Raw genomic sequence first — 19,482 nt, forward strand, 5'->3', positions numbered from 1 at the left:
CGTGTCGCGTCGTGTCCGCGCGGCGTCGGTCGGGTCAGCCGGCGGCGACCGTCAGCGGCGCGAAGCGGCGGGTCCAGTCACCGGGCAGCTCCGGAGTCCCGTACGCCATCACGGCGTTGAAGGCGATGGGCTCCAGGCCGCTCGCCTTCACCCACGCCAGCAGCTCTTCGTGCCGTACGTCGATGTCGGTGCGCAGAGGGCGGTCGGTGCCGGCGCCGAGCGAGGCGATGAGTGCCTTCGCGGTCTCGGTGTCCCGGGCGATGAGCGGGCCGACGACATGGGTCGCCATGTTCGGCCAGGCGCCCGCGTAGCCGACGATCTCGCCGTCGGCCTCCGCCACCCGGAGCTGGTCGGTGAAGGCGGGCAGCCGGGTGATCACGTGCATGCGGTCCTGGCCGAAGACCTCGGTGTCGAGCCGGAGGATGGCGGGCAGGTCCTCCGCGGTGGCAGCCCGGGTGGCGATGCCGGGCAGCGGACCCGACGGGGTGAAGCGGCCCATGACCATCTCGGCCCGGCCGATCACCTTGAATCCGAGCTCTTCGTAAAGAGGGCGGCCGTTCGGGGTGGCGTGGAGAGTGATCGGGGTGGCGGCCGCCTCGTCGACGGCATGCCGCATCAGTCGGCAGCCGACGCCCCGGCGCGCGTACCGCTCGGCGACGAGGACCATGCCGATCGCCGCGAGAGCGGGGCGCTGGTAAGGGCCGTACTGGGTCACCACATAGGCGCCGATGAGGCCGCTGCCGTCGGGATCATCGATGCCGTAGCCCGTTCCGGCCGACAGCAGCAGGCCCCACTTGTGTTCCTCACGCGGCCAGCCCCGGTCCTCGGAGAGATCGGCGCAGGCCCGCAGATCGCGGGGGGTCAGTCGGCGGATGGGCAGTGCGGAGAGTGAAGGTGTCGACACGCGGGTCAGGCTGTCTGACGTACGTCCTCGGCGTCCAGCCGTTTGTGGGCAGAAGCACGTTGCTTTTGGCCACGTCCCCGCTGACCGCGTTGCTTCTGACCGCGGCGGGTGAGTCCCCAGGGCTTGAGCACCGACAGGATCGTCATGAAGAGATAGGCGCTGAGCGAGACGATCGGCCCGGCGATCAGGCCGGTCGGGTCCGCCACCGGGTGGCCGGCCACCACGCTCGCGGCCGTGTCGGTGACCCCGGGCCGCAGGGCGAAGGCCGAGGCGGCAGTGGTGATCAGGGTCAGCCAGAACTTTGTGTAGACCCAGCGATGCCGTGCGATCCCCCACGCGGTGCCCAGGGACAGCAGCACGCCGCTCACCAGCGTGAGCAGCGCGAGTGGGAGCACGAGCCAGTCCGTGAAAATCTTCATCGAGCGGACCGAGGCTTCGACGGCGGCGGGGGATTCGGTCGTGATCGCGGTCAGGGCGAGAGCGAGCAGCCCCAGGGTGAGACCGAGCCAGCCGGCTGATCCGACTACGTGGAGGACGAGGGTGGCCCGACGAGCGGGGCGGCTGAGTTTCACGTGAAACACGGTGCCAAGCGGAGAAGTCGGGGGCGTCTGACAGCGGGAGTAACCGTGGGTACTAGCCTCGGCGTACATGGCACGCCTACACCTCTTCGACTTGGACGGGACGCTGCTGCACGGCACGGCGGCGCCCGTGTTGATATCGAGGCAGCTCGGCCTGGACTTGGAGATCGCCGAGCTCGAGCGGGACTTCGTGGCGGGACACCTCTCCTCACCGGAGTACGCGGTCCGCGTGCACGCCCTGTGGGCGGAGCTCACGGACGCGCAGGTGACCGCGGCCTTTGACGGGGCTCCCTGGCTCTCCGGCATCAGGGAGACCTGGGCCGAGATCCGGGAGGACGGGGACTACTGCGCGGTGGTGTCCCTCTCGCCGTCGTTCTTCGTGGAGCGGCTCATCGAGTGGGGTGCGCATGCCGCGCACGGGTCGCGTTTCCCTGCCGTGCCGTTCACCGAGCCCATCGATCTGACGGGCATTCTCAACGCGGCGGCCAAGGTGAAGATCGCGAACCGGCTCTGTGAAGAGTTCGGGGTGGGCTGGAGCGACTGCGTAGCGTACGGCGACTCGCTTTCCGACCTGGACTTGTTCGGCGCGGTGCCCGTTTCGGTGGCGGTCAATGCCGATCAACGGCTGGTGAGCCTCGCCACCCACTCTTATGTCGGGCGGGACCTGCGGAAGGCGTACGAATTGGTCCGGCACGACCGGTAATTGAGGTAATTGGCAGGCGGATCCGTTGAATTCCAGGCAAAGGGGAGAGGGACTTGTGTGTTCGGCGGCTGCCGGTATGGTCGATCACTGTTCGTGCCGGGTGCGCCTCTTCGCACCCTGGGGGGCGCGCACGCAGGCCGAAGAAGCCTAACGGGGCGAAGTGATCCAGAACCCGTACTTCTTGTTATGCGGCCGGCGTGGCCGGGGGGAATGGGATGCTGCGGTGAGATGACTGCGGCCAATGTCACATTCTGGACCTACTTGTCCGTAGGGTCCGGCAATCCGAGGTTCAATGTGGCCGGATAGGGCCATCGAGGCAGAGCGGGGACAGCAAGCAGCTTCCAGCAGGAAGTGCGCAGACCGACCGAGAGATGTTCGAGGCGAGGCACAGCATGGACGCTCCGACCACCACGTCGGCGGACGACGGCACTTCTGGCGACGGAGGAGGCTGGTTCACCCCGCGCAAGGCGCCGAAGCAGCAGGAGGACGGGGAGCGGCAGCACCCTGACAGCTCCACTGAGCCCGCGCCCGCCACGGAGCCGACGGACGAGCGAATACCCGCGGCTGCCGCCGCGACCGCTTCAGCGGGCAGGACTGCCCCGTCCGGCCCGTCAGCGCCGTCTGAGGGGCAGGCCCGGATACCTGAGGCCCGGACCTCGCGGCCCGAGGCCGCTCAGTCCGTGGCCTCCCAGCCCCAGGCCCCCCAGCCCCAGGCCCCGCGGCCCGAGGCTTCTCACGCCCCGGCTCCCCAGGCCCCGCCTGCCTCGTCCCCGCCCGTGTCGTCACCGCACCGCACCGCGGAGGCGCGGCCATCGAGGCCGGCCTCCCCCGACGCGGTCCTCGTGCAGCGCACGATGGCCGAAATCGCACCCGTCGCCGACAAGGTCACCTCGTACTTCTACGCGCTGCTCTTCACCCGGCACCCGGATCTGCGCCCCTTGTTCCCCGCGGCGATGGACACCCAGCGGGACCGGCTCCTCAAGGCGCTGCTGACCGCGGCCGAGCACATCGACAACACCGCCGTCCTCGTCTCGTACCTGAAGAACCTCGGGCGCGGGCATCGGAAGTACGGCACGCAGCCCGAGCACTATCCCGCGGTCGGCGAGTGCCTCATCGGGTCACTGAGCCGGTACGCGAGTGCGGTCTGGGACGACGAGACCGAGGCCGCCTGGGTGCGGACGTACACGACGATCTCCCAGGTCATGATCGACGCGGCCGCGGAGGACGAACTGCGCGCTCCCGCCTGGTGGTTCGCCGAGGTCGTCTCGCACGACCTCAGGACCTCGGACATAGCGGTCGTCACGGTCCGTCCCGACCAGCCGTACCCCTTCCTCGCCGGGCAGTACACCAGCCTGGAGACGCCTTGGTGGCCGCGGATCTGGCGGCACTACTCCTTCGCGTCGGCGCCCCGCTCCGACGGCCTGCTGTCCTTCCACGTCAAGGCCGTGCCGGCCGGCTGGGTCTCCAACGCCTTGGTGCACCACGCCCGCCCCGGTGACGTCCTGCGCCTCGGCCCGCCCGCCGGTTCGATGACCGTCGACCACACCACCGACAGCGGGCTGCTCTGTCTGGGCGGCGGCACGGGCATCGCGCCCATCAAGGCCCTGGTCGAGGATGTCGCCGAACACGGCAGACGGCGCCCGGTCGAGGTGTTCTACGGCGCCCGCACCGATCACGACCTGTACGACATCGACACGATGCTGCGGCTGCAGCAGTCCCACCCGTGGCTTTCCGTCCGTCCGGTCGTCGACCAGCGGGCGCAACTGCCGGACGCTGTGCGCGAGTACGGCCCGTGGAACGAGTACGACGCGTACCTCTCCGGCCCGCCCGGCATGATCCGCAACGGAGTGGACGCCCTGCGGGACATCGGCATCCCGGAGGGCCGGATCCGCCACGATTCAGTCGAGGAACTGATGGCGGTGGCGGACTAGGTGGCGGACTAACCGAGATCGGGGGCGTGCATCGCGCGCACACCCTCGATGTTGCCGTCCAGATAGTGCCGCAGCGACAGCGGCACGAGATGCACCGATGCGATGCCCACCCGCGTGAAGGGCACGTGCACGATCTCGTACTCGCCGCACGGCTCCTCGATCTCGGGGCCGTGCCGCTGGCCGGTGTCCATGGACTCCAGACGGCAGACGAAGAAGTGCTGCACCTTCACGCCGGTCGCGCCGCCGTCCTCACCGATGTGCTCCACGGTGTCGACGAAGCAGGGAACGACGTCGATGATCTTGGCGCCGAGTTCTTCGTGGACCTCGCGATGGAGTGCGTCGACGACAGAGGCGTCCTCTGCCTCCACGCCGCCGCCGGGGGTGATCCAGTACGGATCGACCCCTGGTTTCGTGCGCTTGATCAGGATCAGGTCGTCTCCGTCCAGCAGGACGGCGCGTGCGGTGCGCTTGACCACGGGTCGGACGGTCATGGGGGAAATGTGGCCCGGACTGTTCCACGTGAAACATCGCGAACCAGCCGCGACCCCCATCAGGCCCAGTCGACGGCAGCGCGCAGCAGCCACTCGTGCGCCCGCGCGATGTGCGGCAGGGCGAGTGTCCCGGTGCGCACCGCCAAGAAGTACGTACGCAATGGGGGCACGGCGGGGTCGAGAAGGGCCACGACGTCACCCCGCTCCAGGGCGTCGGCACACAGATAGCGGGGCAGTACGGCGAGGCCGGCGCCCGAGGCCACGCAGGCGAGTACGGCACGCAGGTCCGGCACGATGACGGCGCCCGCCACCGTGGCACGGGCATCGAAGACGGCAGCCCAGTAGCGGGAGACGAACGGCAGCGACTCGTGCACCTCGACCACCGGAAGGTCCTCCAGCGCCAGCGCGACCTTCCGGCGTGGCGTCCCAGGGCCGATGCGGGCCGCCCAGCGCTCCCCCGCGACCAGGACGTGCTCCTCGTCGCAGAGCGGCGTGGCGGTGAGCAGCGCGCCGCGCGGCCGGGTCGTGGTGATGGCCAGGTCGTGGTGGCCGGCGGCGAGCCCCTCCAGCACCTCCTCGGCGTTGCCGAACGAGGCACGCAAGGCGTGGCTGTGGCCGTCCTGGCCGGTCAGGGTGGTGAGTACGGGCAGGGCACGTTCCGCGGTGAACTCCGGTGGCCCCGCCAGGTGGAGGGTGCGCTCCGAGGATTCCTCGTCGAGCCCGGTCTCGGCGATCTCCACCAGGGCGTCCAGATGGGGTGCGGCCTTATGGGCAAGCTCGTCGCCGATGGTCGTGGGGGTCACGCCGCGGGCCTGGCGCAGGAACAGCGGCCGTCCCAACTGCCGCTCCAGCGTACGGATCTGGCTGGTCACGGCGGGCTGGGAGAGTCCGAGCAGTACCGCGGCACGCGTGAAGGAGCCGGCCCGATGCACCGTCACAAAGGTGCGCAGCAGGGCCAGATCCATGATGACCTCCCTCCCCTCCGGTTCTCTCGGGGGGCCAACTATAAATATGTCGATAGGTCTCTGTCGCTACGGTGATTGGACACTGACACAGAGTCAACTAGCCTGGTTCGCGCGGTTCTTCGCGCGCGGAACCGGAACGGTCCGAGCCACGAGGGGGGAGGCTCGGACCGTTCGTTGTGCGTAGGCGGGATGCTGCCGCGCGGAGAAAAGAGGCTGGAGGGGCTCGTCAGCCCGCGGAGCCGGCCGACTCGTCCAGCGCACGCAGCACGTCCGCCACGAGGTCGTCCGGGTCCTCTGCACCCGCGGAGAAGCGGATGAAGCCCTCCGGAACGGCGTCGCCGCCCCATCGCCGACGGCGCTCGGCCGTGGACCGCACGCCCCCGAAGCTCGTCGCGTCGTCGACCAGGTGCAGTGCTTCGAGGAAACGCTCGGCACGCGCGCGCGTGGGCAGCGTGAAGGAGACCACGCACCCGAAGCGCCGCATCTGACGCGAGGCGACCTGGTGGGAGGGGTCGTCGGGCAGCCCGGGGTAGCGCAGGCCCGACACGTCCGCGCGGTCGCGCAGGGCCTCGGCGAGTGCCTGGGCGTTCGCGTTCTGCCGGTCGGCGCGCAGTTGGAGCGTGGCGAGCGAGCGGTGCGCGAGCCAGGCCTCCATCGGCCCCGGGATCGCCCCGACGATCTTGCGCCACCGCTTCACCGAAGCGGCCCGCTCCGCGTCGCGGCAGGCGACGTACCCGAGGAGGACGTCGCCGTGGCCGGTGAGCATCTTGGTGCCGCTGGCCACCGCGAAGTCGGCGCCGAGCTCCAGCGGGCGCTGGCCGAGCGGCGTCGCCAGCGTGTTGTCGACCGCCACCAGAGCGCCACGCGCGTGCGCCGCGTCGGCGAGCCGGCGGACGTCGCACACGTCGAGGCCGGGGTTGGAGGGCGTCTCGATCCACAGCAGCTTGGCGCCGTCCAGGACGTCGAGCTGGGCGTCGTCGCCGGTCGGGGCCGTGCGCACCTCGATGCCGTACGCCGTGAGCTGCTCGCGGACCAGCGGCAGGACCTGGTAACCGTCGTCCGGCAGGACCACCGCGTCGCCCGCGCGGAGCTGGGAGAAGAGCACCGCCGATATCGCGGCCATGCCGGAGGCGAAGACCAGCGTCTCGACGTCCGCACCGGAGTCCGGCGCCTCGAGCTCGCCGATGGCGCGCTCCAGATGCGTCCAGGTGGGGTTCTCGTCACGGCCGTAGGCGTAGCCGCCTGTAGGGTCACCGGGCAGATGGAAGTGGGCGGCGAACACCGGCCCCGGCAGCGTCGGTTCGTGCTTCAACGGCTCGGGCAGCCCGGCGCGCACCGCCCGGGTACCGTCGCCGAGGTCCGCCGGGCCGCCGCCGGAAGCCCCCTCGCCCGGCCGCGCCGAGCCTTCGCCCATGGGTCCCGATTCCGTCATGCCGCCCGCCTTTCCACTGCTTCACGTACGACGTCGAGCAGGCCGTCGCTCGCCGCCTCCACCATTCTCAGGCACTCCTCGAACCCCTCGAAGTCGCCGTAGTAGGGGTCGGGAACGTCAGGGTCGGCGGCCTCCGGGTCGAACGAACGCAGCAGCCGCACCTTGGCCGCGTCCGCCGGGGTGGGCGCCAGGCGCCGCAGCGCCCGCAGATGGCCGGAGTCCAGGGCGATGACGAGGTCATGCCCGGCGAACCAGTCGGCGTCGTAGCGACGGGCCGTGTGATCGCTCTCATAGCCGGCCGCGCGCAGGACGGAGACGGTGCGCGGGTCGGCACCGTCCCCTTCGTGCCAGCCGTCGGTGCCCGCGCTGTCCACCCGGACCCGGCCGCCGAGACCGGCCTCGTCGACCCTGGCGAGGAAGACGGACTCGGCCATCGGCGAGCGGCAGATGTTGCCGGTGCAGACGAAACAGACGGAGAAGGTCATCGGGCGGATCAGTCCTTGTCGTCGGGGAAGACCACGTTCATGGCCCAGGACACGATCGAGATGATCAGGCCACCCAGGACGGCCGTCCAGAAGCCCTCGACGTGGAAGCTGAGGTCGAACTTGTCGGCCAGCCACGAGGTGAGCAGCAGCATCAGGGCGTTGACCACCAGGGTGATCAGGCCGAGGGTCAGGATGAACAGGGGGAAGGTGAGGACCTTCACCACCGGCTTGACCAGGAAGTTCACCAGCCCGAAGAGCAGGGCGACGACGATGAGCGTGCCCACCTTCTTGCCCGTGCTGTCGCCGGTCAGGGTGATCTTGTCGAGCACCCACACGGCGACGGCCAGGGCCGCGGCGTTGGCGATCGTCTTGACTACGAAATTCTTCATGTGTCTGATCGTGGCAGACACGGACCGGGAACGGTCGGCTCACGAGGGCCGGCGGACGGCAGCGCGACCAGCAGCGACGATGCGGCGCGCGGCGGCATCACCGGCATCAGCGAGGGGTGTACGAGAGCGATGAAGGCATTCCGACTGGACGAGCTGGAGGCGGAACGTGCCGCGAACGACGGCGCGTATCTGCAGTTCCTGCGTGAGCGGAACATGTCGGTCGGGCTGTACGCGCTCGACGCGGGATCGGCCGACCCGCAGCAGCCGCACGGACAGGACGAGGTGTACATGGTCGTCAGCGGCCGTGCCTCGATCACCGTCGGCATGGAGACCACCCAGGTGGCGCGGGGCAGCGTCGTCTACGTGCCGGCCGGAGTCGCCCACAAGTTCCACCACATCAGCGAGGACCTGCGGGTGCTCGTCGTCTTCTCACCGCCGGAGGGCTGACCTTCCCCCTCTCCCGTCCTCCCCGGTTCTCCTTCTCGGGGCTCACCTCTTCAGGGCTGCGACCTCGGGGTTCCCTCAGGGTCGGTTCAGGGGAGGACAAGGGATCCGCGGCCCCCACGGAGCCCTTTGGCGCCCTAGCATCGAATGCAAGAAGTCAGGAACCTGCAGAGATTCAGGAATCCGCACCGATGCGAAGAGCGTGGAAGTGCGGCCGGAGCAGAGAGAGGTAAGGACGATGGCAGTGAAGGAGATCTTTGCGGGAATGCCGTGGTGGGTGAAGTGGGTGGCCGTGCCGGTCATCGCGCTCGTCGTGTTCGGCGGCCTGATAGCGAGCGTGGTCGGATTCGTGGTCGGGCTGCTCTTCAAGGCCCTGCTATTCGTAGCCCTGGTCGGTGGACTCATCTATGTCGTACGGAAGTTCATATCCGGCTCGTCTTCGTCACGTACCGACTGGTGACGGCCGAACGGGGACGACTGAGCGGTGACTTTTTGTAACGGTTCCCTCGCCCGGGGGAAGTTTCCCGGTGGGACGCCGTAGAGCGTCGGCCAAGCAATAGAGTCCGAAATCCGACGTGGAGATCGTTCTCCGCGAACGGGCGTACGAGCACCGCCCCTCCCTCGTCATCTCGGGTGCGGGCGGATCCCCACGGGCTTCGGGAGCGAACCTTGGCCGCGGTCGACACGACCTCACCGTCCGGTACGGAACCCACAGAATCCGCGGCTTCCTCGGGTGCGGACTCTCCGGCCGTCGGGCCGACCCTCATCGGCTCCGTGCAGCGGGCGATGCGTCTGCTGGAAGCTGCCGCCTCGCACGAAGCCGGGGCGCCGGCGAAGCAGTTGGCCCGCGAGGCGGGGCTCGCCCTCTCCACTGCCTACCACCTGCTGCGCACCCTGACCCACGAGGGCTATCTGCGCCGGGAGAAGGGCGTGTTCGTGCTCGGCGAGGCTGCCGAGCGGCTCGGCAGCAGCGGAGCACGGCAGAACCGACGCGGAACGATCGAGGATTCCCTGGCCCACTGGCGCGACACCATCGGCGTCCCCGTGTACTTCGCCGTCTACCGGGAGGGCGAGATCGAGGTCGTGGCCATCGCGGATGCTCCGGGCAATCCCGCCGTCGAGGAGTGGGCGGACTTCCGCGAGACGGGGCACGCCCACGCGATCGGCCAGTGTCTGCTGGGCCAGCTCGACGACCAGGCCCGGCGGGACCATCTCGACCGCTACCCGGTGCAGTCGATCACGCGCTATTCGGTCCGGGACGACCGAACGTTTCTGCGGAGGCTCGACGCGATGGAGCGGATGCGGCCGGTCGTGGAGCGACAGGAGTACGCCCTCGGGACGGTCTGCGCGGCGATTCCGATCACAGCGGGTGACACCGCGGCGACCATGGCCATTTCCGTTCCGGCCTACCAGGCCCACCGTCTGCTGCCCGCAGCCCAGACATTGCAACGGGAGATGGGCCGCCTGCTGGGGACACTCGCCTTCTCTATCAGCATCTGAAAACTCACTCCTTGTGATCTGCTATGTACGTTAAGCAAGATGCAAGGGGTGTCAGGAAGTTGGTTCCTGGCTACTTGAGGGCCAAAAGTGACGGGGTAGGGCACGATGGGCGAGTCCGTACAGGCAGAGGTCATGATGAGCTTCCTCGTTTCCGAGGAGCTGTCGTTCCGCATCCCGGTGGAGCTCGGCTACGAGATCGGTGATCCTTACGCCGTGCGGCTGACGTTCCACCTGCCGGGGGATGCCCCGGTGACCTGGGCCTTCGGCCGGGAGTTGCTGGTCGACGGGGTGGGCAGGCCGTGCGGGGACGGGGACGTGCGCATCGAACCCACGCATTCCCAACTGCTCGACGAGGCCCTGATCAGGCTTCAGGTCGGCGGGGACCAGGCGCTGTTCCGGGTGGGTATTCCGCCGCTGCTCGCCTTCCTCGACCGTACGGACAGGCTGGTCCCTCTCGGGCAGGAACGGTCGCTCGCCGACTTCGACACGCATCTCGACGAGGCGCTCGACCGGATCCTCGCCGAGGAGCAGAACGCGGGTTGAACCGCGGCCGTCAACTGGCGTGCGCACATGGCATTTTGCTGCATTTCGCGGGCACGGGCACGGGCGCGGGCGCAGGCGCATGAGATGACGACGGTGATGGCGTCGGCGACGGTGATGTGACGGTCGCTGTCTTGGCGCCGGTGGTGGCGGCTGCTCGGCCATGAGGTCGTGGTCCGGGCGGGCCCGGCCGTCACCGCTTGCGGCGGCGCCCCTTCCCGCCGCGGGACGGCCGGGGACCGGCACTCGCACCGATTCCGCCACGACCGCCGTCTCCGGCGCCCGCAGCATTTCCAGCCCCAGCCCCAGCGCCCCCACCGCCGCCAAGCCCCGCGGCGCCTCCCGGTGCCCGGTCCGCCGAGACGACCAGGGCCGCCAGCGCGGTCGTCACCGGGACCGAGGCGACCAGGCCGATCGAGCCGATCAGGGTGCGCACGATCTCCTCGGCGACCAACTCGCTGTTGGCCACCGTGCCCACGCTGGACTGCGCGATCGAGAAGAGCAGCAGCAGGGGCAGCGCGGCGCCCGCGTAGGCGAGGACGAGGGTGTTGACGACCGAGGCGATGTGGTCGCGGCCGATGCGGATGCCCGCGCGGTACAGGCCGCGCCAGCCCATCGCCGGGTTGGCCTGATGCAGTTCCCAGACCGCGGAGGTCTGGGTGACCGTCACGTCGTCGAGCACGCCGAGCGAACCGATGATGACGCCTGCGAGCAGCAGACCGCTCATGTCGATGGACGGGTACAGGCCATGGATGAGACCGGTGTTGTCGTCCGTGTTGCCGGTCAGGGAGGCCCAGCCGATGAACAGGGAGCCGAGCAGACCGATCAGCAGGAGGGAGATGAGCGTGCCGAGTACCGCGACCGACGTACGGGCCGTGAGGCCGTGGCAGAGATAGAGCGCGATCAGCATGATGGCACTCGCCCCGATCACCGCCACCACCAGCGGGTTCGACCCCTGGAGGATCGCCGGCAGGATGAAGAACGTGAGCACCATGAAGCTGATGGCGAGCGCGACCAGGGCCATCACGCCGCGCAGCCGTCCCACCACGACGACGGCGAGCGCGAAGATGCCGGCGAGCAGCGCCATCGGGATCTTGCGGTTCACGTCGGTGACGGAGTACTGCAGCCCTTCGGGCGCCTTGGGCTCGTAGGCGACCACCACCTTCTGGCCCTGGCTCAGTTGCCGGGGTGAGTCCGGCTGGATGATCTCGACGAAGGTGCGGCCCGTGTCGTCGCCGCTGGTCACCTCGACGGTCGCCTTCTTGCAGGTGTCCGACGTCCGGGACTGCGCGGACCGGCCCTCCGGGGTGGAGGTGTCGCCGTTCGGCGGGGTCTGCGAGGGGTTGAGGTCCTTGCAGGGCAGCTCCTGCACCTTCGTGACCTTCGCCGACTGTGTCTGCCGGTCGAAGCCGACACCGGTGCGTTCATGGCTCGGCGCCCCGCCCGGCCACAGCACCATGAGGCCCACGACCACCGCGGTGGCGAAGGGGATCAGTACGGCGGCGATGACCTTGCGCAGGTGCTTGGAGACAGGCGCGGCCGGACCGTGGCTGTGCGAGTGCCCGTGCCCTCCGTGGCCATGACCGCCGTGCCCGCCGTCCACCGGTGGGCCGCCGTGGCCAGGCCCGCCGTCCCCAGGCCCTCCGTGCCCAGGCCCTCCGTGCCCGTGCCCCCCGCTCCCGGCGCCCCCGCCCCCGCCCCCGTGACCGTGCCCCCCACCTGGGCCGTCCGCTCCCGAGGGCGGCCTTGTGCCGGGTGGTCCGGACGGGGGGCGAGAGGGCGGCGGGGGCGGCGGCTCTGTGGTGGTCACTGCCCGATCATCGCAAGAACGGAGAGGGCCCTCTGTTCAGCGCGCCCGACATGACGCTAGCGTGGAGCCACCTTTGCAATCGCGGGAGCTCGGAGCACCGGGCTGAGAGGGCGCTGAACTCCGTACGAGGAGACACGACTCGTGTCCGAGCCGTACGGGATCCGCTGCGTCGACCGCCGAACCTGTTACCGGGTAATGCCGGCGTAGGGAGTAGGTCTCATGACCACATCGGACGCACGCACGCCTGCCTCGACGCAGAACCAGGGCGACGAGGCCGGGAAGTCCATCGGCTGGCACAAGGCGTATGTCGAGGGTTCGCGCCCCGACCTGCGCGTGCCGGTTCGCCAGGTGCACCTCACCAACGGCAAGGCCGTCACCCTGTACGACACTTCGGGGCCGTACACCGACGAGTCCATCGACACCGACGTCCGCCGCGGCCTCGCACCGCTGCGGGAGAACTGGATCATCGCCCGCGGCGACACCGAGGAGTACACGGGCCGCCCGCCCCGTCCCGAGGACGACGGCGTCAAGCACACCTCGCCCCGCGGCGGGCTCAAGAACCTGGACGCGGTCTTCCCCGGCCGCCCCCGCCAGCCGCGCCGCGCCCGCCAGGGGCAGGCGGTGACGCAGCTCGCGTACGCCCGTCGCGGCGAGATCACGCCCGAGATGGAGTTCATCGGGATCCGCGAGAACCTCGACCCGGAGGTGGTGCGCGCGGAGGTCGCCGCGGGCCGCGCGGTGATCCCCGCCAACGTGAACCACCCGGAGATCGAGCCGATGATCATCGGCAAGAGGTTCCTGGTGAAGGTCAACGCCAACATCGGCAACTCCGCGGTCACCTCGTCCATCGAGGAGGAGGTGGACAAGATGACCTGGGCGACCAAGTGGGGCGCCGACACGGTCATGGACCTCTCCACCGGCCGCAACATCCACACCACCCGCGAGTGGGTCCTGCGCAACTCCCCCGTCCCCATCGGGACCGTGCCGCTCTACCAGGCCCTGGAGAAGGTCGACGGCCAGGCCGAGGCGCTCACCTGGGAGATCTACAAGGACACGGTCATCGAGCAGGCCGAGCAGGGCGTGGACTACATGACGGTGCACGCGGGCGTGCGCCTTCCGTACGTCCCGCTGACCGCCAACCGCAAGACCGGCATCGTCTCGCGCGGCGGCTCGATCATGGCGGCCTGGTGTCTGGCGCACCACAAGGAGAGCTTCCTCTACGAGCACTTCGAGGAGCTCTGCGAGATCCTCGCCGCGTACGACGTGACGTACTCGCTCGGCGACGGCCTGCGGCCCGGTTCGATCGCGGACGCCAACGACGAGGCGCAGTTCGCCGAGTTGAGGACCCTCGGGGAACTCAACACGATCGCCAAGCGTCATCACGTACAGACGATGATCGAGGGTCCGGGCCATGTCCCGATGCACAAGATCAAGGAGAACATCGACCTTCAGCAGGAGATCTGCGAGGAGGCGCCGTTCTACACGCTCGGCCCGCTGACCACGGACATCGCACCCGCATACGACCACATCACCTCCGGCATCGGCGCCGCGATGATCGGCTGGTGGGGCACCGCGATGCTCTGCTACGTCACGCCCAAGGAGCACTTGGGCCTGCCCAACCGCGACGACGTGAAGACCGGTGTCATCACGTACAAGATCGCGGCGCACGCGGCGGACCTCGCCAAGGGGCACCCGGGTGCGCAGGACTGGGACGACGCGCTCTCGGACGCGCGTTTCGAGTTCCGCTGGGAAGACCAGTTCAACCTGGCCCTCGACCCGGTCACGGCACGGGAGTTCCACGACGAGACGCTGCCGGCCGAGCCCGCGAAGACGGCGCACTTCTGCTCGATGTGCGGGCCGAAGTTCTGCAGCATGAAGATTAGCCAAAGCATCACAGAGCAGTTCGGGGGAACTGCGGCGGCAGACGCGACGGCCGAGGAGGTCGCGGAGGGAATGCTCCAGAAGTCGAAGGAGTTCGCCGCGAGCGGGAATCGGGTGTACTTGCCGCTGGCGGACTGACGCGCAGGTAAGCGCCGCTCCAGGAGATTTCCGCTTCCGGAGCGGCGCTTCCTCGTTGGGCCAACCCGAGCGGGTGGTTAGCGAGGGAGGGCCGGATCGGCGACCCGCAGGGCGTTGAGGACGGTGTCCTCGGTGGAGTGCACTTCGGGATAGAGCTTCTCCGGGTCGGTGTGAAGTCGGTAGTCCCACACGATGCTGTAGATCCCGAGCGTGACGATCGAGAGCAGGAAGTGCATGCCGAAGCTGCGGTTCAGCGCTTGGACGGGTTTGAAGGTCAGGGGGTACCGGACGATCCCGAGCTTGGTCCAGGCGACACTGAGCTTGTCGTCGAAGTCCTGTTCAGTGAGCTGGATCTGCCACCAGAAGCGCATCAACCGATAGATCGCGATGCATCCGTAGACCCCTAGCGTGATGAAGGACAGGAAGACCGACAGTCCGGCTTTGATCGGTTTGTGCTCATCCTCGAAACGGCCTTCTACGAAGCGCTGCAGGTCGTCCAGCTCATCGTGACTGGCACCGTACTGACCATGCTCCTCGGCGTACTGCTTTGAGGCATCGATGACTGCGTTGTAGTAGTGCATGCGGCGACCTCTGAAGAGGTCGGCGCGGTTGAGTCGGCGATAGAACAGCACGACTCCGTAGATGCCTAACGTCACCCACGACAGGAGAAAGAAGTAGATGCCCCAACCGACGAATATCTGGTCCGTCGAGCGCCTCTCGTGCACGTAGCGGTCTACTTGCTGCACTGCTTGGAGCTGTTCCATGTGGGCCCCCAGTTGATCAGCCCTCGTCGGTGCCGGGTGTGATCTTCTTCTGGGGAGACATCAGCGGCTCAATCCCACGGAGACGGGTTGCCCGTCCTCAGCACGTCTAGCGATCGCACTCTCTTTGTCCAGCGTATGCCTGGATGAGTGCGAAAGCCCCCGCTCTGCGGCCTTTCCTTCAGAGGCCTGCCCAAACGCTGAGCGATCCTGCTTGGCCGGCCTCGGACGAGCCGAGGGGTGTGGTGCCTCTGGGGGTGTGCCAAGGGCGGACTGGGCAGAGCTCACCTGACGGACTTTGCGGCAGACGGGAGTGCCAACGGGCACCGAGGCTCTCCGCGCGGGCTGCTCAGGGTTGGGGGCCCGTGGCGAATGCGCGGGTTCCAGGACGAAGTTGCCCAGCATGAAGATCTCGCACGACATCCGGCGCGAGCACGGCGGTGACCTGGCCGTCGACGACATCGAGGCGGGCATGGAGCAGAAGTCCAAGGAGTTCGCCGCGGCGGGCAACCGGGTCTATCTGCCGATCGCCGACTGAGCCGTCCCGGACCGAGAACCCCGAGAACCCCGAGAACCCCGGGGAATACGTAGTCCCGCGTAGCAAGAGGAGTGGGGCCCGCGCGCCCGTCAGGGGCGCGCCGGCCCGTTCCTCCCGTCGAGGGCGGTGTCCCGTCGCATCCGGCCGCGTGGAGTTCCCGCGGGCATGACGGTTCCGTCCTCCTGTCCGTACTGCGCCTCCAGTGCGCGCCGCCGCTCGCCCACAGCGGCGCGTCAGGGGCGGTGTGGAGCCCCATGGCCCGGACCCGGTCCCACTACTCCGGTTTGTGGTCGGGTCCGCCGAAATCGGGGCTGGAGAAGTCGGGGCTGGAGAAGCTCGGGCGCGACGTCGTCGTACGACCGCCGTCCGGGCTGCTGAACCCCGGCCTGTGATAGCCGAGTTGGGGCATCCGGCCATGGCCTCCCGAGCTCCCGGAGCCCGATGACGGAGTGCGGGCGGCGGGAGCCGCGCCCGGGTCCGTCAGGGCCTCGCGCAGGAACGGCACGACGCCCCGCTCGAGGAGCGCCCGGCCCCAGTCTTCCCTGGCACGGGACACCTCCTCGTGCCGCTCGCCGTGCAGTTCTGCCTGGAGCGAGGTGGAGCCGTTGCGCAGGGCGGTCAGGAGCAGACCGACCGCGGCGACCAGGATGCCCCCGGCGGTGAGCGCGCCGAACAGCCATCCCGCGGTGAGCAGGGTGTCCGCGAAGGCGGGCTCGGGGGTGAGCATCTTCAGGATGTAGCCGACGAGCAGGAAGATCGCGGCGGCCGTCCCCGCGAGGACGGGTGCGAGGACCGCGACGACGGCGATCGCCCCGGCTCCCGCTGTCGCGGGCTCGGCGAACTCGCCCATCGTGGTGGCAAGTCCTATGCCGCCGGAGCCCGACTCCGCGGCACTCTGTCCATTCCCTTCGCGGATCGATGCGGACGTGGGTCGAGGTTCGCGCAACTCCTCGCGAACCTTCACGTAGTGCGCGTACTCGGCCGCTGCCGCGGCCGTGATCAGTGCTGTCGCGTTCAGGGCCATGGTGCGCAGTTGTTCCGGGTTGAGCCGCTGGCCCACTGCGGCGAGTTCAGGACGGTCAGGTGCGGTGCGCAGCGCCTCGTCGAGGATCCGCTCGTACTCGGGGCGGTCCTCATTGAGCAGGTGTGGAGCGCTGTTCATGTGCATCCCCCGATGCTCCGTAGGGCTGAGGCTCGCATGGCTGCGAGCCGTTGGGCAGAAACGGAGGGGAGCCTGCTACGGATAAGCCGATGGTAGAGCCGTGACGGCACGCGGTGACAGGGGGTTTCCGGAAATTGCCCCCCTGGCCAGCGTGATCCTGTAGAGGAGTGCCTGCCCGGAGAACGCTCAGATACCCAGGGGGAGTTGCTGGACCAGTAGCTTTCCGGCCATGGTCACTCCGCCGTCCATGGCGATGGCCAGACCGTCGGCGTAGACGTGCGGTCCCTCGATGACCGGACCGCCGCCGTCCGACTCGTCCTCCGAGCCGACGTCCCCCAGGAGGTAGGGGATGGGGCTGTGACCGTGGACGATGCGTGTGCCGCCGTACATGTCGAGCAGTTCGCGCACGGCCGAGGGGCCGGACTCGTCGCGGAAGGCGAAGCGCTTGGTGAACTTGCGGAAGAGGTCCCAGCACTCGTCGGCGTCGTTGCGCGTGAGGGTCTCCCGGATGGTGTCGTTCACCGCCTCGATCGAGTCACCGTAATCCAGATAGGCGGTGGTGTCGGAGTGCACGAGCAGGTGGCCGTCGGCCTCCTCCATCGCGTCGAGGCGGGCCATCCACTGGAGGTGGTGGTCCTCCAGGCGCTCCATGTCGGTCTTCTGCCCGCCGTTCAGCAGCCAGGCGGCCTGGAAGGTGGCGGTGCCCGCGCCGGAGTTGACGGGGGTGTCGCCGAAGCGTTTGGCGCCGAGCAGGAGCAGCTCGTGGTTGCCCATGAGCGCCTTGCAGTAGCCGCCGGCGGCGGCGGCCTCGGCGGACAGCCGCATCACGAGGTCGATGACGCCGATGCCGTCGGGCCCGCGGTCGGTGAAGTCGCCGAGGAACCACAGGCGCGCGTTGCCCGCGGCCCACTCGCCCTCGGCGTCGACGAGGCCCTGCTCCTGGAGGGCCGCGACGAGCTCGTCGAGGTAGCCGTGCACATCGCCGACGACGTACAGCGGCCCGTGCTCGTCGCTCACCCGCGCCTGCGGGGGCTCCGGCATGACCTGCACCTGGACCGTGTCGCCGCGGTTGATGACGGGCAGATCGCGCTGGGTGGGGGTGTAGCCGTCCGCCGGCTGCTCCCCCGGTGATCCTGGGTCGGCCGGGGCGGGTCCGGTCGTCTCATGGACGTACGCGGGTACGCGGAAGTCGCGCAACGTCGCCGTCCGCACATCGGGTCCCTGACCGGCCCCCTGAGTCATCGACCCCTCCACCACCATTGCGCCGCATCTGCACCGGGATCGGACTGCTTGGTCGCAGCGGCCCGCGGTGTCGTCCGCCCATCATAGGAATGCGGCTCCCGCTGTGTGGTGCACCAGGGGTGGTGAATCGGTGCCGGACCCCGGTTCACCGCGCTTTTCTCCCGAATTGGGCAGAGGTTTCCCCGCCGGTGGCGGGGCGCGGTCGGCCTCTGCCCGGTGTCGGGGTCCCGGGCGGGAGCGGTCAGCCGGTGCCGGGCGAGCGGGGCGGGCTGACCGTCGTGCGCGGCGGACGTCGTTCGGACGAGGTGCGCACGATCAGTTCGGTCGGTATCACCTGCTCGACGGGACGGTCCGTGTCGAGGCCCTCGATGGCGTCGATGAGGAGCTGGACGACGGCCGTGCCGATGCGCCGGGGCTTGAGGGACAGCGTGGTGATGGGCGGTTCCGTGGTGGCGTACACCGTGGACTCGCTGCAGCAGACGAGCAGCAGGTCGTCGGGGACGCGCAGGCCGTACCGCCGGGCGGCGGCGAGCAGGTCGGTGCCGTTGGGGTCGAAGAGGCCGTAGACGGCGTCGGGCCGGTCGGGTCTGGCGAGCAGGCGGTCGGCGGCCACGGCGCCCGCGCACGGGTCGTGGGCGGGATAGGACTCGTAGACGGGGTCCTGCCCGACGCGTTCGCACCAGCGCAGGTAGGCGGTCGTGGACAGGTGGGTGTACGTGTCCGTGGTGGTGCCCGTGAGCAGGCCGATGCGACGGGCGCCGGCGTCGGCGAGGTGGTCGAGGATCTCCAGGACCGCGGCCTCGTGGTCGTTGTCGACCCAGGCGGTGACCGGGAGCGAGCCCGCCGGGCGGCCGTCGGAGACCACCGGCAGGCCCTGTCTGACCAGCTCGCTGACCACCGGGTCGTGGTCGGAGGGGTCGACGACGACGGTGCCGTCGAGCGCGACGTTCGACCACACGTCGACGGGGCTGCGGCGCGAGGTGGCCGGCAGGATCACCAGGGCGTAGCCCCGGGCGAGGGCGGCCGAGGTGGCGGCTCTGGCCATCTCGGCGAAGTAGGCGAACTCGGTGAAGGTGAAAGGTTCATCCCCGTACGTCGTCACGGTCAGGCCGATGAGGCCGGACTTGCCGGTACGGAGGGTGCGGGCCGCGGCGGACGGGCGATAGCCCAGCCGCTCCGCGACCTCGCGGACATGGCGTCGGGTGGCGTCGGGCAGCCGTCCCTTGCCGTTGAGGGCGTCGGAGACAGTCGTGATGGAGACACCGGCGGCGGCGGCGACGTCTCTGATGCCCGCTCGACTCTGCCGGTTGCCCCGGCGCGCGGTCTCCGCTCGGCTCACCTGGTGCTTCCCTGCTGCTGTCATGGCGAGCCGATAGTAGGGCTCATAGGGGTGGGTAGCAGGGGCGCATATTCACTCGTTGACAGGCACGTTTCTGCATGGTGGAAGTGGCCCAAGCGCCTGGGATTGCAAGGGAGTTGGTCGTATCGACTGACAGCTGCACGTGATCGTCGCGCGCGGGCCTGCCAAATGGGCCAGGTCTCGAAGAGGTCTCAACTCACCTGCACGGGGGACGCGCGCCACGGCGCG

At 69.2% G+C, this 19,482-nt stretch carries 20 protein-coding genes; 8 read left to right on the forward strand and 12 right to left on the reverse strand.

All coding sequences use genetic code 11. The features are described 5' to 3' along the window. Nucleotides 1-34: 34 nt before the first annotated feature. Nucleotides 35-904, reverse strand: a complete 870-nt coding sequence (locus ACZ592_RS10965) for a GNAT family N-acetyltransferase (RefSeq protein WP_471581198.1) — start codon at nucleotides 902-904, stop codon at nucleotides 35-37. Nucleotides 905-909: 5 nt separating this feature from the next. Further along, the gene (locus ACZ592_RS10970; RefSeq protein WP_471581199.1) at nucleotides 910-1,476 is read right to left on the reverse strand and encodes a DUF2269 domain-containing protein; all 567 of its coding nucleotides are present in this window, start codon (nucleotides 1,474-1,476) and stop codon (nucleotides 910-912) included. A gap of 76 nt (nucleotides 1,477-1,552) precedes the next feature. On the opposite strand from ACZ592_RS10970, the gene ACZ592_RS10975 reads away from it, so the two are divergent. Together ACZ592_RS10975 and ACZ592_RS10980 are read left to right on the forward strand one after the other, a co-directional pair. Continuing rightward, nucleotides 1,553-2,185, forward strand: coding sequence for an HAD family hydrolase (locus tag ACZ592_RS10975; protein WP_471581200.1), 633 nt, complete (start codon nucleotides 1,553-1,555; stop codon nucleotides 2,183-2,185). A gap of 371 nt (nucleotides 2,186-2,556) precedes the next feature. Further along, entirely contained in the window at nucleotides 2,557-4,116 is a 1,560-nt protein-coding gene (locus tag ACZ592_RS10980) for a globin domain-containing protein (protein WP_471581201.1), read from the forward strand. Between the two features lie 8 nt (nucleotides 4,117-4,124). Here the strand turns inward: ACZ592_RS10980 and ACZ592_RS10985 are convergent, their stop codons facing one another. From ACZ592_RS10985 to ACZ592_RS11005, 5 genes are all read right to left on the reverse strand, one after another. Beyond that, nucleotides 4,125-4,607: an NUDIX domain-containing protein gene (locus ACZ592_RS10985; protein WP_471581202.1), complete on the reverse strand. Its 483-nt coding sequence runs from the start codon at nucleotides 4,605-4,607 to the stop codon at nucleotides 4,125-4,127. A gap of 59 nt (nucleotides 4,608-4,666) precedes the next feature. Next, on the reverse strand, nucleotides 4,667-5,572 hold the full coding sequence (locus ACZ592_RS10990) for a LysR family transcriptional regulator (protein WP_471581203.1): 906 nt from the start codon (nucleotides 5,570-5,572) through the stop codon (nucleotides 4,667-4,669). A gap of 226 nt (nucleotides 5,573-5,798) precedes the next feature. Then, nucleotides 5,799-6,986 (reverse strand): cystathionine gamma-lyase, encoded by a 1,188-nt coding sequence (locus ACZ592_RS10995; protein ID WP_471581418.1) that lies wholly within the window; start codon nucleotides 6,984-6,986, stop codon nucleotides 5,799-5,801. 14 nt (nucleotides 6,987-7,000) lie between these two features. Then, nucleotides 7,001-7,489, reverse strand: a complete 489-nt coding sequence (locus ACZ592_RS11000) for a low molecular weight protein-tyrosine-phosphatase (RefSeq protein ID WP_471581204.1) — start codon at nucleotides 7,487-7,489, stop codon at nucleotides 7,001-7,003. An 8-nt stretch (nucleotides 7,490-7,497) separates the two neighbouring features. After that, nucleotides 7,498-7,878 carry a phage holin family protein gene (locus ACZ592_RS11005; RefSeq protein WP_471581205.1) on the reverse strand — a complete coding sequence of 127 codons (381 nt, stop codon included), beginning with the start codon at nucleotides 7,876-7,878 and terminating at the stop codon, nucleotides 7,498-7,500. 129 nt (nucleotides 7,879-8,007) lie between these two features. Between ACZ592_RS11005 and ACZ592_RS11010 the strand changes: the two genes are divergently transcribed. The 4 genes from ACZ592_RS11010 (at nucleotide 8,008) to ACZ592_RS11025 (ending at nucleotide 10,365) form a co-directional block, all read left to right on the forward strand. Continuing rightward, on the forward strand, nucleotides 8,008-8,325 hold the full coding sequence (locus tag ACZ592_RS11010; RefSeq protein ID WP_471581206.1) for a cupin domain-containing protein: 318 nt from the start codon (nucleotides 8,008-8,010) through the stop codon (nucleotides 8,323-8,325). A 241-nt stretch (nucleotides 8,326-8,566) separates the two neighbouring features. Then, nucleotides 8,567-8,782: a DUF5326 family protein gene (locus ACZ592_RS11015; protein WP_471581207.1), complete on the forward strand. Its 216-nt coding sequence runs from the start codon at nucleotides 8,567-8,569 to the stop codon at nucleotides 8,780-8,782. Nucleotides 8,783-9,096: 314 nt separating this feature from the next. Further along, nucleotides 9,097-9,822 carry an IclR family transcriptional regulator gene (locus tag ACZ592_RS11020; protein WP_471581419.1) on the forward strand — a complete coding sequence of 242 codons (726 nt, stop codon included), beginning with the start codon at nucleotides 9,097-9,099 and terminating at the stop codon, nucleotides 9,820-9,822. Nucleotides 9,823-9,927: 105 nt separating this feature from the next. Further along, on the forward strand, nucleotides 9,928-10,365 hold the full coding sequence (locus tag ACZ592_RS11025; protein WP_471581208.1) for an SsgA family sporulation/cell division regulator: 438 nt from the start codon (nucleotides 9,928-9,930) through the stop codon (nucleotides 10,363-10,365). A gap of 190 nt (nucleotides 10,366-10,555) precedes the next feature. Here ACZ592_RS11025 and ACZ592_RS11030 read toward each other — a convergent pair whose 3' ends face one another. Beyond that, a complete protein-coding gene (locus ACZ592_RS11030; RefSeq protein ID WP_471581209.1) occupies nucleotides 10,556-12,172 on the reverse strand; it encodes a YibE/F family protein in 1,617 nt (538 codons plus the stop codon). Nucleotides 12,173-12,391: 219 nt separating this feature from the next. Between ACZ592_RS11030 and thiC the strand changes: the two genes are divergently transcribed. Next, complete coding sequence (gene thiC, locus ACZ592_RS11035; RefSeq protein WP_471581210.1) at nucleotides 12,392-14,191, forward strand: phosphomethylpyrimidine synthase ThiC; 1,800 nt, start codon at nucleotides 12,392-12,394, stop codon at nucleotides 14,189-14,191. Nucleotides 14,192-14,268: 77 nt separating this feature from the next. Here thiC and ACZ592_RS11040 read toward each other — a convergent pair whose 3' ends face one another. Next, nucleotides 14,269-14,955, reverse strand: a complete 687-nt coding sequence (locus ACZ592_RS11040; RefSeq protein WP_471581211.1) for a DUF4234 domain-containing protein — start codon at nucleotides 14,953-14,955, stop codon at nucleotides 14,269-14,271. A gap of 400 nt (nucleotides 14,956-15,355) precedes the next feature. Between ACZ592_RS11040 and ACZ592_RS11045 the strand changes: the two genes are divergently transcribed. Further along, nucleotides 15,356-15,490: a hypothetical protein gene (locus ACZ592_RS11045; RefSeq protein ID WP_471581432.1), complete on the forward strand. Its 135-nt coding sequence runs from the start codon at nucleotides 15,356-15,358 to the stop codon at nucleotides 15,488-15,490. A 274-nt stretch (nucleotides 15,491-15,764) separates the two neighbouring features. Here the strand turns inward: ACZ592_RS11045 and ACZ592_RS11050 are convergent, their stop codons facing one another. The 3 genes from ACZ592_RS11050 to ACZ592_RS11060 form a co-directional block, all read right to left on the reverse strand. After that, nucleotides 15,765-16,658 carry a hypothetical protein gene (locus ACZ592_RS11050; RefSeq protein WP_471581212.1) on the reverse strand — a complete coding sequence of 298 codons (894 nt, stop codon included), beginning with the start codon at nucleotides 16,656-16,658 and terminating at the stop codon, nucleotides 15,765-15,767. 180 nt (nucleotides 16,659-16,838) lie between these two features. Further along, nucleotides 16,839-17,909, reverse strand: coding sequence for a metallophosphoesterase (locus tag ACZ592_RS11055; RefSeq protein ID WP_471581420.1), 1,071 nt, complete (start codon nucleotides 17,907-17,909; stop codon nucleotides 16,839-16,841). A gap of 226 nt (nucleotides 17,910-18,135) precedes the next feature. Then, the gene (locus ACZ592_RS11060; protein WP_471581213.1) at nucleotides 18,136-19,257 is read right to left on the reverse strand and encodes a LacI family DNA-binding transcriptional regulator; all 1,122 of its coding nucleotides are present in this window, start codon (nucleotides 19,255-19,257) and stop codon (nucleotides 18,136-18,138) included. Nucleotides 19,258-19,482 lie beyond the last annotated feature (225 nt).

The organism is Streptomyces sp. NPDC040622, assembly GCF_055593965.1.

What these genes read in the sequence shown, in the direction of transcription:
- ACZ592_RS10975 (WP_471581200.1), top strand. Translation starts at nt 1,553, where the DNA reads ATGGCACGCCTACACCTCTTCGACTTGGACGGGACGCTGCTGCACGGC.
- ACZ592_RS10980 (WP_471581201.1), top strand. Translation starts at nt 2,557, where the DNA reads ATGTTCGAGGCGAGGCACAGCATGGACGCTCCGACCACCACGTCGGCG.
- ACZ592_RS10985 (WP_471581202.1), bottom strand. Translation starts at nt 4,607, where the DNA reads ATGACCGTCCGACCCGTGGTCAAGCGCACCGCACGCGCCGTCCTGCTG.
- ACZ592_RS10990 (WP_471581203.1), bottom strand. Translation starts at nt 5,572, where the DNA reads ATGGATCTGGCCCTGCTGCGCACCTTTGTGACGGTGCATCGGGCCGGC.
- ACZ592_RS10995 (WP_471581418.1), bottom strand. Translation starts at nt 6,986, where the DNA reads ATGGGCGAAGGCTCGGCGCGGCCGGGCGAGGGGGCTTCCGGCGGCGGC.
- ACZ592_RS11000 (WP_471581204.1), bottom strand. Translation starts at nt 7,489, where the DNA reads ATGACCTTCTCCGTCTGTTTCGTCTGCACCGGCAACATCTGCCGCTCG.
- ACZ592_RS11005 (WP_471581205.1), bottom strand. Translation starts at nt 7,878, where the DNA reads ATGAAGAATTTCGTAGTCAAGACGATCGCCAACGCCGCGGCCCTGGCC.
- ACZ592_RS11010 (WP_471581206.1), top strand. Translation starts at nt 8,008, where the DNA reads ATGAAGGCATTCCGACTGGACGAGCTGGAGGCGGAACGTGCCGCGAAC.
- ACZ592_RS11025 (WP_471581208.1), top strand. Translation starts at nt 9,928, where the DNA reads ATGGGCGAGTCCGTACAGGCAGAGGTCATGATGAGCTTCCTCGTTTCC.
- thiC (WP_471581210.1), top strand. Translation starts at nt 12,392, where the DNA reads ATGACCACATCGGACGCACGCACGCCTGCCTCGACGCAGAACCAGGGC.
- ACZ592_RS11040 (WP_471581211.1), bottom strand. Translation starts at nt 14,955, where the DNA reads ATGGAACAGCTCCAAGCAGTGCAGCAAGTAGACCGCTACGTGCACGAG.
- ACZ592_RS11045 (WP_471581432.1), top strand. Translation starts at nt 15,356, where the DNA reads ATGAAGATCTCGCACGACATCCGGCGCGAGCACGGCGGTGACCTGGCC.
- ACZ592_RS11050 (WP_471581212.1), bottom strand. Translation starts at nt 16,658, where the DNA reads ATGCACATGAACAGCGCTCCACACCTGCTCAATGAGGACCGCCCCGAG.
- ACZ592_RS11060 (WP_471581213.1), bottom strand. Translation starts at nt 19,257, where the DNA reads ATGACAGCAGCAGGGAAGCACCAGGTGAGCCGAGCGGAGACCGCGCGC.